The organism is Pseudoalteromonas sp. APAL1, from assembly GCF_021532475.1.
GTDB lineage: Bacteria > Pseudomonadota > Gammaproteobacteria > Enterobacterales > Alteromonadaceae > Pseudoalteromonas > Pseudoalteromonas lipolytica_C.
The window spans coordinates 1-15,960 of the sequence record NZ_JAKGAW010000069.1; the positions used below are offsets into that span (position 1 = coordinate 1).

General features: G+C 41.3%; 11 protein-coding genes and 10 tRNA genes. 10 read left to right on the plus strand and 11 right to left on the minus strand.

Annotation, left to right across the window (positions count from 1 at the left end; all coding sequences use genetic code 11):
- Positions 1–29: 29 nt before the first annotated feature.
- From L1264_RS20075 to L1264_RS20085, 3 genes are all read right to left on the minus strand, one after another.
- Positions 30–105: transfer RNA gene (locus L1264_RS20075), tRNA-Glu, on the minus strand.
- A 127-nt stretch (positions 106–232) separates the two neighbouring features.
- Positions 233–308 (minus strand) — tRNA-Glu (locus L1264_RS20080).
- A 39-nt stretch (positions 309–347) separates the two neighbouring features.
- Positions 348–423 (minus strand) — tRNA-Ala (locus L1264_RS20085).
- A 656-nt stretch (positions 424–1,079) separates the two neighbouring features.
- Here L1264_RS20085 and L1264_RS20090 point away from each other — a divergent pair.
- From L1264_RS20090 to L1264_RS20135, 10 genes are all read left to right on the plus strand, one after another.
- Positions 1,080–1,155 (plus strand) — tRNA-Val (locus L1264_RS20090).
- 37 nt (positions 1,156–1,192) lie between these two features.
- A tRNA-Val gene (locus tag L1264_RS20095) sits at positions 1,193–1,268 on the plus strand.
- 23 nt (positions 1,269–1,291) lie between these two features.
- Positions 1,292–1,367, plus strand: a tRNA-Val gene (locus tag L1264_RS20100).
- Positions 1,368–1,410: 43 nt separating this feature from the next.
- Positions 1,411–1,486 (plus strand) — tRNA-Val (locus L1264_RS20105).
- Between the two features lie 39 nt (positions 1,487–1,525).
- A tRNA-Val gene (locus L1264_RS20110) sits at positions 1,526–1,601 on the plus strand.
- Between the two features lie 52 nt (positions 1,602–1,653).
- Positions 1,654–1,729: transfer RNA gene (locus tag L1264_RS20115), tRNA-Val, on the plus strand.
- A 27-nt stretch (positions 1,730–1,756) separates the two neighbouring features.
- Positions 1,757–1,832: transfer RNA gene (locus L1264_RS20120), tRNA-Val, on the plus strand.
- Between the two features lie 198 nt (positions 1,833–2,030).
- Complete coding sequence (locus L1264_RS20125) at positions 2,031–3,665, plus strand: tetratricopeptide repeat-containing response regulator (protein ID WP_135925417.1); 1,635 nt, start codon at positions 2,031–2,033, stop codon at positions 3,663–3,665.
- 7 nt (positions 3,666–3,672) lie between these two features.
- A complete protein-coding gene (locus L1264_RS20130; RefSeq protein ID WP_135925420.1) occupies positions 3,673–5,043 on the plus strand; it encodes an extracellular solute-binding protein in 1,371 nt (456 codons plus the stop codon).
- A 2-nt stretch (positions 5,044–5,045) separates the two neighbouring features.
- Positions 5,046–6,995: an ATP-binding protein gene (locus L1264_RS20135; RefSeq protein ID WP_135925422.1), complete on the plus strand. Its 1,950-nt coding sequence runs from the start codon at positions 5,046–5,048 to the stop codon at positions 6,993–6,995.
- Here the strand turns inward: L1264_RS20135 and msrB are convergent.
- The 8 genes from msrB to L1264_RS20175 form a co-directional block, all read right to left on the minus strand.
- Positions 6,992–7,435, minus strand: coding sequence for a peptide-methionine (R)-S-oxide reductase MsrB (gene msrB / locus L1264_RS20140; RefSeq protein WP_135925425.1), 444 nt, complete (start codon positions 7,433–7,435; stop codon positions 6,992–6,994). The genes L1264_RS20135 and msrB overlap by 4 nt on opposite strands.
- Before the next feature lie 68 nt (positions 7,436–7,503).
- Complete coding sequence (locus L1264_RS20145) at positions 7,504–7,956, minus strand: hypothetical protein (protein ID WP_199527574.1); 453 nt, start codon at positions 7,954–7,956, stop codon at positions 7,504–7,506.
- Positions 7,957–7,965: 9 nt separating this feature from the next.
- Positions 7,966–8,454, minus strand: a complete 489-nt coding sequence (locus L1264_RS20150; protein WP_199527575.1) for a DUF2919 domain-containing protein — start codon at positions 8,452–8,454, stop codon at positions 7,966–7,968.
- Positions 8,451–8,795 carry a DUF3392 family protein gene (locus L1264_RS20155; protein WP_199527576.1) on the minus strand — a complete coding sequence of 115 codons (345 nt, stop codon included), beginning with the start codon at positions 8,793–8,795 and terminating at the stop codon, positions 8,451–8,453. Before L1264_RS20155 ends, L1264_RS20150 begins: the two co-directional genes overlap by 4 nt.
- On the minus strand, positions 8,788–10,809 hold the full coding sequence (gene ligA, locus L1264_RS20160; RefSeq protein WP_235404492.1) for an NAD-dependent DNA ligase LigA: 2,022 nt from the start codon (positions 10,807–10,809) through the stop codon (positions 8,788–8,790). The genes L1264_RS20155 and ligA overlap by 8 nt, the downstream gene beginning before the upstream one ends.
- Before the next feature lie 82 nt (positions 10,810–10,891).
- A complete protein-coding gene (gene zipA / locus L1264_RS20165) occupies positions 10,892–11,617 on the minus strand; it encodes a cell division protein ZipA (RefSeq protein WP_199527084.1) in 726 nt (241 codons plus the stop codon).
- Positions 11,618–11,653: 36 nt separating this feature from the next.
- A complete protein-coding gene (locus tag L1264_RS20170; RefSeq protein ID WP_199527085.1) occupies positions 11,654–15,055 on the minus strand; it encodes a chromosome segregation SMC family protein in 3,402 nt (1,133 codons plus the stop codon).
- Between the two features lie 60 nt (positions 15,056–15,115).
- Complete coding sequence (locus tag L1264_RS20175) at positions 15,116–15,847, minus strand: RNA methyltransferase (protein ID WP_194442717.1); 732 nt, start codon at positions 15,845–15,847, stop codon at positions 15,116–15,118.
- Positions 15,848–15,960 lie beyond the last annotated feature (113 nt).

Consider the following 15,960-nt stretch of genomic DNA (forward strand, 5'->3'; position numbering starts at 1 on the left):
GCTTTTAATAACACAACACTTTTAATAAGTGGCGTCCCCAAGGGGATTCGAACCCCTGTTACCGCCGTGAAAGGGCGGTGTCCTAGGCCTCTAGACGATGGGGACACAAAATGTGTCACTAGGACAAAGTGATAGTTTTACTCATATCGGAGCTAAGGTTACTTAATCAACATGCAAGTACTCGAGACTAGCATATATAACTTCTTGGCAATTGCTCACTTACAAAAGTAAGTGGCGTCCCCAAGGGGATTCGAACCCCTGTTACCGCCGTGAAAGGGCGGTGTCCTAGGCCTCTAGACGATGGGGACGCAGAAAACTGCAACCCTAGGACAAACACTATGCAAATTTGGTGGAGCTATGCGGGATCGAACCGCAGACCTCTTCGCTGCCAGCGAAGCGCTCTCCCAGCTGAGCTATAGCCCCGACTTTGCATACACACTACCAATTAATATTGGCTGTGTATCGCTGAGTGCGGGGCGCATTCTATGCAGCCCCCTAAATAAAGTCAACAGTTTTTTATCTAACTTTATTTAAATGATTTAAATTTCAACAAGCTGACTAAATATCAATCCGTTACGCAGACATTTCGAACAGTATAATAAGGAATTGACTAAATTTTACAATTATCAATACTGATACCGAGATTTAAGTATACATTACGTGATATTAAACATTACAAAAGGTATACATTTATATGCAAATTTAAGTTAGCTAAACTATCGGTTAAATCCCAACGGAGAGCCCCCCGCCCTCTTTGGTTTTAAACACAGCAAAATTGCCAGCTATTTAGTTATTCAGTTTTAATATTCAACATAAGTTGTGTTTTAAAAAATGACAAGCATCGTTAAAACAACATCGAGTTCAGTTAAATTAGAGGAGAAAGAGTAACGATGACAACGCTACAGATAAGCTTATGAATATAAATTGCATATTTGTTCGCCAAAAAATGCTTAAAAGCCATGTCATTGTTTATAAAAGCTGCATCTAACACATTTTTACTCATTCAAGTGTTGACACATTTACAACTCTATCTATAATAGCGCCCCACAACAACGCAGCAATACGTTGTTTTTAGATATGGGTCGTTAGCTCAGTTGGGAGAGCATCGCCCTTACAAGGCGAGGGTCACTGGTTCAAGTCCAGTACGACCCACCATTATTAAAATAATGGTTTTCATATCTAATTTCTTAATGGGTCGTTAGCTCAGTTGGGAGAGCATCGCCCTTACAAGGCGAGGGTCACTGGTTCAAGTCCAGTACGACCCACCATTAAGAAATATTGCATGTAATATGGGTCGTTAGCTCAGTTGGGAGAGCATCGCCCTTACAAGGCGAGGGTCACTGGTTCAAGTCCAGTACGACCCACCATTAAATAAACTTTGATGGTCTTTCATATTACAAAAATCTAAATGGGTCGTTAGCTCAGTTGGGAGAGCATCGCCCTTACAAGGCGAGGGTCACTGGTTCAAGTCCAGTACGACCCACCATTATTCAATTAATGGTATTTCATTTAGATTTATCTTCGCGGGTCGTTAGCTCAGTTGGGAGAGCATCGCCCTTACAAGGCGAGGGTCACTGGTTCAAGTCCAGTACGACCCACCATTTACTTTTTAAAGCAAAAAGCTAAAAATGGTAGCGAAGAAAAAGATTATATGGGTCGTTAGCTCAGTTGGGAGAGCATCGCCCTTACAAGGCGAGGGTCACTGGTTCAAGTCCAGTACGACCCACCATTTAATCTAAAAACAAAATTTATATGTGGGTCGTTAGCTCAGTTGGGAGAGCATCGCCCTTACAAGGCGAGGGTCACTGGTTCAAGTCCAGTACGACCCACCACATATAACAACCGCTTCTAATATCTAACTTCTAATATCTAACTTCTAATATCTAACTTCTAATATCTATCACTCACTACTCCCTTTATTGATATAACCCAAAGCTAAACTTTAAATCATTGCAAAAGCTGTAATTTGCCTTGTCAGCAGCTAGACTGTCTATTATAGTCACTGTTAATGTCACTCGGTCGCAAGTCTAATGCCTGCAAAGATTTTTTCGAACGCTAAAATTTTAATAGTCGAAGAGCAACCACTTGCTCAAAGCTATATGAAACAATCATTAGAGGGGTTGGGGTTTCGTCAGTTACGTTTTGCAGAGCATGCCAACTCAGCAAAAGAGCAGTGCCAAATAGAGCAATTTGATCTAATTGTTTGCTCTTTTAATCTGAGTAAGCAACAAGATGGCTATCAGCTATATGAAGAGCTGAAAATGAAGCGCCTGATTAAAAACTCCACTGGCTTTATTTTTATTTCTGCTGAAACAAGTGGCTCTCTTGTACACAGTGTCTTAGAGCTGCAACCTGATGATTTCCTTGTTAAACCTTTCACTATCAATGAATTAAAAAATCGTATCGAAAAAGTACTGATGCGAAAAAATAATTTACATCAGGTATATCAACTTATTGATGACGAGAACGATTCAAAAGCAATAAAAAAGATCGACGAATTATTACAAAACAAAAGCCATAGTTTTAGTGCTATTTTACTTAGACTTAAAGGCGATGCCCTACTTCGACTAAAACGTAATGAAGAAGCTAAAACCTTTTTTAAATCTGTTCTTGATATTCAAAAATTCACTTGGGCAAAGGTAGGCTTAGTTGAAGCTTTGATTGCATGTAATGAGCATTCACTTGCACAGAGAATGTTGAAAACGATGTTACAACGCAGTGAAACTCGTTTAGTTGCTCTGGACCTGCTAAGCCGACTAGAAATTAAACTTAATAAGTATGATGAAGCTCAACAACTAATTAGCCAAGCTGTTGATATTGCACCACGTAACATTAACCGTCAAAAAGCTTTGAGCCATGTATCCTTACTTAATCATGATTATGAAAAGAACTATTTAACACAAAAAGATATTGCGACTTACGCAAAATTTTCTATTCATGATCATCCTGATATTTACCTTAATGCGGCGCGCGCAGGTATCGATTTTGCGCTAACGACTGATCAAAGCGATCAGATAAACCGAATATCTAGGCAGACTAATCAATATTTAAATGATTTAAAAAAGCAATTTCCCAATAGTAATAATCAAACTCAAATTGATGTACTAAATGCTCGATTACATTACTTAAAAGATGAACACCAAAAAGCAAAAGCGCTTATCAATCAACTTGATGAGAGTGATACACAAATTCGTTCTGTTGATGGTGCCCTCGACAAAGCCAAAGCATTCCATGAATTAGGCTTTCATCAAAAAGCGCAAAGGCTGTTTAACCAAATTATTGACCATTGCGAACGTCACCCATCTGTCAGTGATCCTGTTTATTTAAGATATATTCAACAGCAACAAACAGAACGTCGAGATATCAAGTTAGGCCCTAAAGAGCTTAACAACCATGCAGTAACCCAGTTTAATAAAGGACAACTCAATACAGCTCTTGAAGCCTTTACGCAAGCATTTAGGGTTATGCCCAAAAATGCCAGCATCGCACTTAATTTATTACAATGTTTGTTCGATACTAATAATCAAGGCCAATCTTTTAATTTATCACTTGCTAGAAAATGCTTTACTTTACTTGCTAGCCAAGAGCTCGAATATGAGCAAGCAATACGATTTGAAAAAATTAAAGCACAAGCTGATAAGTTAAATATTAAGTTAACGGAGTAACCGAAAGATGGCACCGCGTTTGTCAAAACTTATCAAGCCTTTTATTACAGCAGCGATTTTTTTTTACAGTGCCAACAGTTTTGCTTCCTCTACACTGCATTACTGGCAACAAGCAAACATAGATTGGCGCAGTGAAGCCGGAAGTCATATAAATATTCTTGCAGACGAACAACCAGCATTCACAGCGTTAAAGCCTTATATTCCATTATTTGAACAACTCACGGGGATCTCGGTTGGCTTTCATGCCTTAGAACAATCACAAATGCGAGCGCGCCGCCATCAAGATTTGAGTGAAGGCTTAGGCTTGTACGATGTATTGCCTATGGGAATTACTTTTTTAGGAGAAGCGCAAAGCCAAGGTTGGATAGAGCCTCTTCAGCCCTATTTAGATAATCCCAAGATAACTGATAAAACATGGTATCAGCTAGACGACATTAGTGATCGAAGCTTAGCACTATGTAAGATCAATGATATTTTGTATTCATTGCCCTTTGATTTTTCGGCGCCAATCTATTTTTACAGAAAAGATCTATTTGAACGGTTTAACCTTAAAGTACCTGATACTTATGAAGAGCTCTACGCTACAAAGATAAAGTTACAACGCGCTATTGATGCAACTCCAGATCTTATTGGAATGCATGCATTTGCGGCGCGCACATTGCCAGGTGCGGGGCTAAACACCTGGACAGTTTTGCCAGTAATGCGTGCATACGGGGCACAAGTTATCGATGAGCAAAATATGTCTGTGTTTAATAGCACTGAAACAGCGCAGAGTCTAAGAGTGTACCGAGATTTAGCGACAGGGTATGGAAATCCTGATAATAGCCGCTTGCTGCACTTTTATGAAATCCGCCGCTTATTTAAACAAGGTAAGCTGGCATCCGCATTTTTAGCTTCCCATTTTTACAATGAAATAGACACAGCTGAAGAGTCTAATATTTGGAATAAATGGGAAGCAGCCCCTTTGCCCAAAGGTCCCATAGCAAGAGAAACCTCCCCTTGGGCATGGGCGTTTGCTATAAATAGCAAGTCCAACAAAAAAACTGCGGCTTGGCTTTTTATTCAATGGGCGACAAGCGAGCAAACGTCATCGCTACTTAGTACTGGCGGCTCCCCTCCCAGAAAAAAAGTGTGGCACGAAAAGTTGTTTACCTTGGTAAATAAACCCGGGTTTAATACTACAATGTTGTGGGTATTTGATCATGCCACAGCTGATCGCCTACAAGCTGGAATGGTAGAGTTCCCTGTCATTGGTGAAATTATCTCGCAAGCATTTAGCCAAATATTCTATGGTGCAGATATAAACCAAACAATTAAAACAACTGATAAAAAAATTAATGAAACAATGCACACATTCAAGTCAAGGAGTGAAAACTAGCAATGAGGATAAGCATTGCCCACAAAATTCTGATGATAATCGGATTCACCATTACCCTCATTTTAGGGGCGAGTACCTCATTGCATGTGATGGAGTTAAAAGAACAAACACTTCTAAACATGAGTGAAAAAGCAGATGCTATTGTGTCCCCTATGCTGTCAGAGATAAAAAAGCTAACGAAAGATAATAGTGTCGGTAGTTGGGTGATGAAAGTTCAAGGTATCTCCTTAAAAAATATTCTAAAAAATAATACATTTGATGATCTCAAAACTATTTACTTTATCGATCAAAATAACTTTATTGCTGCACACCCTGATAACAGTAAGGTTGATACTTTAGAAACTAACCAGCAAATCCTGAAGCAATTGAACCCTGCACTAAACACAATCATTCCACTGGATGAACAATATGTAGTTTCGGTCCCCATTAATAGTTACCAAAACGAAAATATTGGCTACGTGATTGTTAGTTTTTCAGATACTGACTTAGCTGCAAAGACAAAAGCTATCATCAGCAATGCTGTTTCATTATTTGCGATATACTTACTCACAGCGCTCATCATTGCTTACATCATTATTCGAAGAATCATTTTGCAGCCCATTGAGCAGCTAGTCGAGTTTTCGCATGCAGTGACCACAGGTGATTTAAATTGCCCTATAAATATTAAAAGCCAAGACGAAATTGGTACTCTTGCAAGTGGTTTTAAAATGATGCGTGCTGCAGTTAGGCAACAAATCAATAGTATGCATGAGCAACATAGCTTACTTGAAGAAACCGTTGCTAAACGCACCCAAGAGTATCTTGATGCTAAAGAGCAAGCTGAGCAATCGAATCAAGCTAAGAGCCGCTTTTTAGCTAATATGTCGCATGAATTAAGAACACCACTTAATGCCGTATTGGGCTTTAGCCAATTATTACAAGACAGTGAAACTGATAAAAATAAGCGTCGTTATCTAGAAGCTATTTCAATATCGGGTAACTCATTACTTAACGTATTGAACGATATTCTTGATTTATCAAAAGTGGATGCCGGTAAAATGCAACTTGATATTGATCGAGTTGAGATCCCTACCATGTGTCACGAACTCAACATGATGTTCTTACAATTAAGCGCTCAGAAAGATCTTGAGTTACAAGTTACTGCTCATCCTGATCTAACAACACCTGTGCTGCTAGACAGTAATAAACTTCGTCAAGTACTAACAAACTTAATCGGTAATGCTATTAAATTCACCTCGCAAGGTAGTGTAAAAGTGTTTTTTGATTTTAAAGCGCATAATGACAATAGCCATATTGATATTAAAGTACATGTTAAAGACACAGGTAAAGGCATTCCTAGTGATCAACAAGAGCTCATTTTTAATGATTTTGAGCAAGTACAAGGGCAACGTAGCTCTGAGTTTGGTGGCACAGGACTTGGCTTAGCTATTTCATTGCGCTTTATCAAGTTAATGGGTGGAGAATTATCGGTGATCAGCGAAAAAGATCGAGGCAGTGAATTTATTGTGTCGATACCGAATGTTGAATTAGCCGAATCTAAAAACGAAGTTGAACATCGTAATTACCCTGCTATATCAAGCTATCATTTTAATCCAGCGCGCATTTTGATTGTTGATGATATTCCTTACAACCGGGAATATTTAGAATCCTTCTTATCACGCTGGAGCTTTACGATAGATACAGCTATTAATGGTGAAGATGCTCTAATGAAAATTGAGCAAAACCAACCTGACCTTATCATAATGGATTTAAAAATGCCGGTAATGGGTGGATTAGAGGCAAGCCAGTTAATTCGCAGTGATGATCGTTTTAAACATATTCCAATAATCGCGGTAACGGCTTCAGCGATAAGGGATGATAAGGTGCAATCAAGTATTTTGACTGACTACATTATTAGCAAGCCAATTTACCGTGAGCACCTTATTTTTATCATCGCACAGTATTTAGATTAATCACGTTTTTTCATCGCTATGGCATTCATGCAATAGCGCAGACCACTAGGCGCTGGGCCATCAGGAAATACATGGCCCAAATGCGCGTCACAGACATTGCAAATCGCTTCAATACGCTGCATACCATGGCTAGAGTCAGCTACATAAGCAATGCTTTCAACACTGCTAGGCTGAGTAAATGACGGCCAACCAGTGCCACTGTCGAACTTTTCATCACCATCAAATAATAAATTGTTGCAACAGACGCAGGCATATTGACCAGGTTCAAATATCGTACATGAATCAGAGCTGTGCGGACGCTCAGTCCCTTTTAAACGAGTAACATAGAATGCATCTTGTTCGAGCTCAGCTTGCCACTCAGATGGTGACTTTTCGACTCGACGCGGAGGTGTTGGGTTACCGTTATGGGCAAACTCTAAAATATCTTGCCAAGTTAACATAGTGCTCCCTCAAGGTTGAATACAACTATTGCACAGTACATCACAAGCACAGCCAAGAGCAAGTGGCATTAATTCGCTTGTAAACGGATATCTATTTGCGCACGTTCGCGCTCAGAAAGCAGTTGCGATAAATGGCTATTAATTTTGTCACTACTAACACTCAATACTGCTGTGCTTTTTTGTCCGTTGACGTCAGTAATATGGATAATACCTTCACCCACTTCAATCTGCTTAATTTGACCAATTAACACAAACTCAGCCTTGCGTTTAAAATCAAACAGCCCAGAAAGGCTAATGAGTGCTAGCTGATTAACATCGCGTTTTAATAAGTCAGTAATGGGGTTACGCGCTACAAATAGCGGCGTCACTCGATAAATGCTTGATAGTGTTATAAAGCCCCATAACATCACAAACAATGAAAATGCAGCACTGTGCCAAAGTGGCGTAAATACCCATATAGCGATTAATACGAATGCGATAGTAAATGAGATTTTTGCTAAAAGCTTATTAATTCCCAACATATTGCTGCCCTATTTTTTTGTTATTGGATCTGGCCAATCATTGAAAAAGACAGACAAGTATCTGCTTTTTAATAAATATAACAGTACCCATAACACCAGTACCATTTGGCAAGCTAAGAACAACGAAAACTGATAGTGGCTGTGTGCAGCCTGATAGGTTAACCAACTTAAATCTGTGATTGCACATAGAATTAATGGCCAGCGCATATAACGCCAAATCGACGCAAAACGTTTTGCACTATCTGCGTTTTCTTGTGGCCGGCGCAAGCAAAAGATCACCGCAGGTAATAAAGCAATCGCAGCAATGGCAATGGCTGTAAAAAAATCGCTTTTCGATTTAAAGAACAACGACATGATATCTAGATCAGGGCGACGACTCAGCGCCGCCATCAGCCAAATAAAATAACTACGCAAAAGCACAAGTAAGGTTAAGTGGAACGCTACAGGCGTCCGGTAAGTGCCGTGTTTATCCCAGTATTCTGGGCCGTAGCGATTCATATTTGGTTCTTCTTATCAGCAATGATGCCAAGTAGCAAAAAGGCTGCTGTAAGTGTAAGCGCCAGCCATTTAACACCGAGTAGCATTAGCAATTTACTTAAAAAAGGAGTCACAAACACCACAAGTAAGCCCATACCAAACCCTGTGACCAGCACAAAGCAAAGCACACGAATAATAAAGTGACGACGCGCCACAAAGCGCTTGGTCACTTTAATAATGTCGTTTGCATACAAGGATATAAAACACACCACCAGCAATAATGAAATATTGTAAAGGTGTGGTTGTAGCCAACTGCCGATTGTTAAAGCAACTGACGACAATGCCTGCAATAAACTATCCATTGTGCTCACTTAAAAGCGCAATGAGGTCTGCCTCTGTTAATACATCAATGCCTAAATCTTGTGCTTTGGTTAATTTTGAGCCCGCTTTTTCGCCCGCGATCAGTGCATCTGTTTTCGCCGAAACACTGCCCGACACTTTCGCACCTAACGCTTGTAAACGTGCTTTTGCATCATTACGGTTAAGCTCACTCAATGTGCCGGTCAGTACGTAAGTTAAGCCCGCTAATGGCTGCGCATCGGCACTTGGGGCTGTTAGCGCGGGCCAGTTAATACCTTGCTCAATTAGCGCGTTAACCACGTCCATATTATGCTCTTCAGTAAAAAAGCCACGAACATGCTTGGCAACAATTTCACCTACGTCGCTTACTTCAGTTAACGCATCAACACTTGCTTGGGTGATTTTTTCTAGGGTTAAAAAATGGTTTGCTAGGTTTTGCGCTGTTGCTTCACCAACCTCGCGAATACCTAACGAATATAAGAATTTAGCTAATGTTGTTTGCTTAGCTTCTTGCAGCGCGTTAACTAAGTTCTTAGCAGACTTAGGGCCCATTCGCTCAAGTGATTCAAAATGACCTTGTTTAAGGGTAAATAAATCAGCAGGTGTTTTGATAAGCTCACGGTCAACAAGCTGATCAACAATCTTGTCGCCTAGCCCATCAATATCAAGCGCTTTACGTGACGCAAAGTGCTTAATGGCTTGCTTACGCTGCGCTTGGCAAACTAAGCCACCTGTACAACGGGCAACCGCTTCACCTTCAATGCGTTCCACATGTGACTCACAAATTGGGCATGTAGCAGGGAAAACAATATCTTTGGCGTCTTCAGGACGGCGCTCAAGCACAACTTGGGTAATTTGCGGGATAACATCACCTGCTCGGCGAATAATTACTGTATCGCCAATTTTAACGCCTAAACGGGCAATTTCATCGCCGTTATGAAGCGTTGCGTTAGACACGGTCACGCCTCCCACAAATACCGGCTCTAAACGTGCAACAGGCGTAATTGCGCCAGTACGGCCTACCTGAAACTCAACATCAAGTAATTGTGTGATTTCTTCTTGTGCAGGAAATTTAAAGGCAATAGCCCAGCGCGGCGCACGTGCCACAAAGCCTAAACGCTCTTGCAGCTTTTTGTCGTTTACTTTAATTACCACACCGTCAATTTCGTAAGCCAGCTCACTACGACGTGCTAAAATGTCTTGGTAATAATCAAGTGCAGCTTGCTGTCCTTCAACCAGTTTAGTTTCTGGGCAAAGTGGTAAACCCCAATCTGTCAGTTTAGCAAGCTGTTGGTAATGATCTTCTGGTAACTGACCATCCGCAACAAGCCCTGTACTGTAAGCGTAAAACATCAGCGGGCGTTTTGCTGTTACTTTAGAATCAAGCTGGCGTAAGCTACCTGCAGCAGCATTGCGCGGGTTTACAAATACTTTCTCGCCACGTTTGTCGGCTTCACTGTTAAGCTTGGCAAACCCGGCACTATCCATAAATACTTCACCGCGTACTTCAAGCTCTGACGGGAAGTCATCGCCGCGTAACTTAAGCGGCACATTACGTATTGTTTTCACGTTTTGGGTGATGTTTTCACCCACCATGCCATCACCACGGGTAGCTGCTTGCACTAACACACCGTCACGGTAAATAATCGATACCGCAAGGCCATCAAGCTTTGGCTCACAACAAAAAGTTAACTCACTGCTGTTCATTAAACGTTCTTTAATACGGCGATTAAAGGCAGCAAACTCCTCTTCAGAAAACGCATTATCAAGTGACAGCATAGGTACTTGGTGAGTGACTTGCTCAAACTTATCAAGTGCAGCACCACCAACTTTTTGTGATGGCGAGTCAGGGCTTTGGAACTCTGGATTAGCTTGCTCAAGAGCGCATAATTCACGCATTAAACGGTCATATTCAGCATCAGGAATGCTTGGTGCATCCAGCACATAATAATTATGGTTATGCTCTTCTAACTGGGCTCGAAGTTGGCTAATTTGCTCAAAGATAGGGCTGGACATGAAAACCTCAAAAATCTACATAAAAAAGCCACTTAGACGACTTAACGCCAAGTGGCCTAAAACTTATTATCTGTGCGTGCGATTAAGCTGAGAAGCTGCGAACTTTCTCAACATATTCACGTACGCTTTCAACCGTCATCTCTTCACGGTTGCTATCTAAAATAGTCGCACCAAATTCATCAGCTAGTTTTTTAGCTGCACTGTGCAACATATTAAATGCACTTAAACCGTCACCATCACATGGTAAGGTCATAAATAAACTGATACCCGCGGTACTAAACTGCTCCATGTTATCGATATCAAACGTACCTGGGTTATACATATTCACTAAACGAAATAACACTGGACCTGTACCAGCAGGGTCTAAATGGCGGTTAAAAAAGCCCTCTTCAGAATACTTAAAGCCTAACATATTAACGGCTGGCAATAGCTGGCTGCCATTCATAACTGCATCTTCAGGCATCTGCAAATGCACAATAATGAAGTCAGTTGGTGGCTGTGCTTCTTGCTCTTCGTCAGTTTCAGTCTGCTCTGCTTCAGGTGATTCTGAAATCTCATCTGAAACAACGGGTTCATCATTATGTTGCGCGGAAAAGCTTAAATCTCCAAACTCAGGCTCGTCACGTTCTTGCGACTGAACTGGAGCAGGCTCTGATATCTCAGAAGTTGTTTCATTCGGTTCGACCCGTTCTTGCGCTGGCGCATCTGGACTGTCCTTTTTACGCACCGACCATAAGCCGTGAATTAATAAACCACCAATGACAAATACACTGATTACGATTAAAGCCCATCTTAATTCTTCGGCCATCCCCTCACCTTTATTATTTGATATGCCTAACTAAATTTATGCATGTGCCATTTGCACAGCTTGTTCTATATCTACAGCAACCATTCGTGAAACACCCGGTTCAGCCATAGTTACACCGGTCAATCTGCCTGCCATTTCCATGGCAATCTTGTTATGACTGATATAAATAAATTGTACTGATTGTGACATCTCTTCTACCAAACGGCAAAAACGACCCACGTTTGCATCATCCAATGGCGCATCCACTTCATCTAGCATACAGAATGGAGCTGGATTGAGCCTGAATATTGAAAACACTAATGATAATGCGGTCAGCGCTTTTTCTCCACCACTAAGCAGGTGAATTGTCGAATTTTTCTTGCCTGGTGGCCTTGCCATGATGCTTACCCCACTTTCGAGTAGATCATCACTGGTCAATTCAAGGTAGGCACTACCACCGCCAAACACTTTCGGGAATAATTCCCCAAAGTCTGTATTTACTTGTTCAAACGTGGCCTTAAAACGATTTTTTGTTTCTCGGTCAATTTTTTGAATCGCCCCTTCAAGGGTATTTAACGCTTGTGTTAAATCATCAAGCTGCTGATTTAAATAATCACTACGCTGCTTGGCCTGCTCAAATTCATCAATTGCTGCTAAGTTTACTGCGCCAAGCTCATTTAAAGCTTGGGTGGTTTTAGTCAACATAGCTTGCATACTATTTAAATTGGCACTGTCAGGCAGTTCTTCAAGTACTGTTTTTAAATTTTGTTCCAGTTCTTCAAGTGGCTCTAAAGCGGCTTGTGCTTTAACGATTAAACTTTGCTCATCCAGTGCCAATGCTTGCAACTGCTCTTGTAACGTAACCAACTCAGATTGCGACGATTTCAGCGCTGTTTGCTTATCAGCAAGCTCCTTTTTAGCTTGACTCAAGGCCGCTTGCAAGTTTTTCAGCTCAACGTCACTTTGTTGATGCTTTTCAAGCAATAGCATGATTTGCTCTGCCACCTCTTCAAGCGGGATCACTAACTCTTCTAGTTGCTCATTAAGTTCTAACACAGCCTCACTTGCAGCACTTTGGGCGGCATTGGCGTGTTGCAATTTGGTTTCGCTAAGTTGACACTCACTGCGAGCTTTTTGTTCAGCCAAATTTGCTTGGTGAGCCTGCGTTTTATATTGCTCAAGCTGAGACGCAACTTGGCGATAGTTGTTATTTGCCTCAGTTTGTCGTTGTTTAGCCTGCTCGAGTTCTGTTTCCAGCGTTAATTGCTGTTCTAGCAATTGCTCAAGTAAACTCTGCTGGGCTTGTTGCTGCTCATCGGCATTTTGCTTTTGCTCAGCCAGTAAGGTTTCACGCTGTTGTAACTTAACAAGCTGGTTTTGCCACTGCGTTTGCTGCTCAAGCAACATATCGCGTCGAGTGCTAGCCGATGCAATCTGCTGAGCCGCTTGGTGAATTCGCTCTCTGTGTTGCTCTTTGTCAACGATGAGCGTTTTCTTATGTGCTAGATGCTCGTTTAGCAATTGCTGCTTGGTTTCTAATTGCTCGTTGAGCTCTTCATCTAACTGCTGTGCATCGCTAAGCTGAGCATGCTTTAAAAGCAAAGAATTGTCGGCGTCTTTATTGGCATCGGTGTGAAAGTTACGACCATGAATACAGCCTTCTTCATCAATCACTGCCAGCCAATATGGATCCGCCAAAATAGCGTCATCAAAACAAGGTTGAAATGCAAACCGTGCTAATAAATCAGGGTAAGCACCCGATTCGATATAATTAGCTAATGACTCTTTTGGCACAGCCGCACACTCATTAGCAGGCCAAACACTGTTAGCCTCTTTATGTTGACTGACCTTTAGATGCTCAAGGCCAAGTAGGGCTTGTTCAATTAGCGGCTCAAAGCCAGAAGCCACCTTTAACTGCGCCAATAGAGAGACACTTTCGCTGTCGGTTTGCTCTGATAACAAAGAGTTAAGCGCTGCAATACTGGCTTTGTTTTCATTACTATGCTGTTGAACCCGTCTAAAATCTTGCTCTAAATGCTGTTGCTCTTTATCAGCTTGTTCTAGATTCTGAGTGAGCTTATTAAGCGCACTTTGCTGCTGAGCAAGCTCTTTAGTCAGTGTTTGAATATGCTGTTGTTGCTCAGCAATTTGCGCTGCAACAGGAGTTGCTTCAAGCTCACTAATTTCAGCGGCAAGTTGTGCCTGCTGAGATTCAAGTTGCGCAAGAGTCTGTGCAAAGTGAGCCTGTTGACTCTTTGCAACATTAATATCACTAGCATGAGTTTGATTTTTTTGTAAGGTGCTTTGGTATTGCTCATCAGCACTTTGTTTATACTGATGTTGTTCAGCAACTTGTTGCTCTACCTCTGCAACTTGCTCAGCGCACAGTAAACTTTGCTCAATCGCTTCTTGTAGCAGCTCTTGTAACATTACAGCCGATGCATGTTGCTCTTCTTGCAGCTCTTTGTTTTGTAACTGCAGTTGTTGCTGTTTGATAAGGTTTTGGCTAAGTGTTTGTTGTTGCTGCTTTAGGCTAATCTGTTGCTGCTCTTTGCGGGTTAACTCAGTGTGTGTTTGATGCTGAGCCTGCTGAGCATCTTGCAATTTTTGCTGCTCAAGTTGCACCTGATTTTCAAGACTTGCTAACACATCATCATGGCCAGAATGCGCTTCTTTAAAGAACTGGATTTGCTCTTTAAGTTTATTGATTTGCTCGGCTTTATCGATTTGTTGCTGGTGTAGCTTCTGCCACTTTAAGACCGCAATTTGTCCTTTTAAGGTGCGCTCAGTAGCTTTTAGTTCTCGGTACTTTTTTGCATCGACTGATTGCACTGCAAGCTTATCGAGCTGTGTTTGTAACTCTTGCCTTACATCGAGCAAACGTTCAAGGTTTTCGCGGGTGCTTTTAATGCGGGTTTGCGTTTCACGACGACGCTCTTTGTATTTTGAAACGCCAGCTGCTTCTTCTAAAAAAACTCGTAAATCAGCTGGTTTGCTCTCAATTAAACGCGAGATCATGCCCTGCTCTATAATCGCATAGCTGCGCGGGCCAAGACCTGTACCTAAGAAGATATCGGTAATATCACGCTTACGGCATTTACTACCATTTAGAAAATAAATTGACTGACCATCTCGGGTCACTAAGCGCTTGATCGCCACTTGGTTTCGATCAGCAAAGGTATTCGGTAGATGGCCACTGGTGTTATCAAACACCAACTCAACAGAGGCTTGCGAAATAGGTTTTCGATTAGTTGAGCCGTTAAAAATAACATCGGTCATGGCATCGCCACGTAAGTTTTTAGCTGAGCTTTCACCTAGCACCCAACGCACTGCATCAATGACATTTGATTTGCCACAGCCGTTCGGGCCGACAACACATGTCATCTGATCAGGAAATGGGATCTTAGTGGGTTCAACAAACGATTTGAAACCCGCTAATTTTATGGTGCTTAAGCGCATCTAATTGTTTTACCGATTTTTATTGTTATTCTTCAATTTAACCCATTTTAGGGTAAAAGGTTAAGCGTGGCGCTTAAAATTATCTAAAATAATACCCGTTGCCATTGCTACATTAAGCGATTCTGCTTGGCCATAAGCCGGAATAGTGATTTTATCAGTAACTAAGCTTTCGCAATCAGCACGAATACCATGGGATTCACTGCCCATGAGTAATACGGCATCTTGCTTAAGAGCAGTTTTGTGAATGTTCTCACCTTCTAAAAATGCGCCATACACAGGAAGGTTTAAACTAGGTAAGTAACTGGTTAAGTCGGTTTGTGAGACACACACGCGAGCAAATGAACCCATGGTTGCGCTGATGGTTTTCGGGTTATAAGCATCCGCACTGTCAGTGCTGGTAACAATATGCTTAATACCATACCAATCAGCAACACGAATAATGGTACCTAAATTACCCGGATCCGACACACCATCAAGGGCTAAAATAAGTCCTGATGTTGGTAATGCTTGCTGACTTGGCATATCAACAACAGCAATGGCTGCGTTGTTACTAACAAGCGTACTGGCTTTGGTTAGGCTGTCTTCGTCTGCTTCAATGACTTGATGGGCTGCAAGTGCTGTTTGATGCGCAGAAATAAATGCAGGAGTCGCAAATATATGAGCAATACTTAAACCACTGTTTAGTAATTCAAGTACATTTTTTTCGCCTTGAACAAGGTACTGGTTATATTGCTTACGGTATTTCTTTTGACCTAATGCACGAATTAGTTTCAGTTGGTTTTTTGAAATCATAACAGCCTCATAAAATGATTCTGTATTTTATACCCAAACCACCTCAAGATGCGAGTTTCAGTTGGAATTAAAAGCGATTTAGGCAAGGCATTGATTGCAAGTAATAGTGGTTC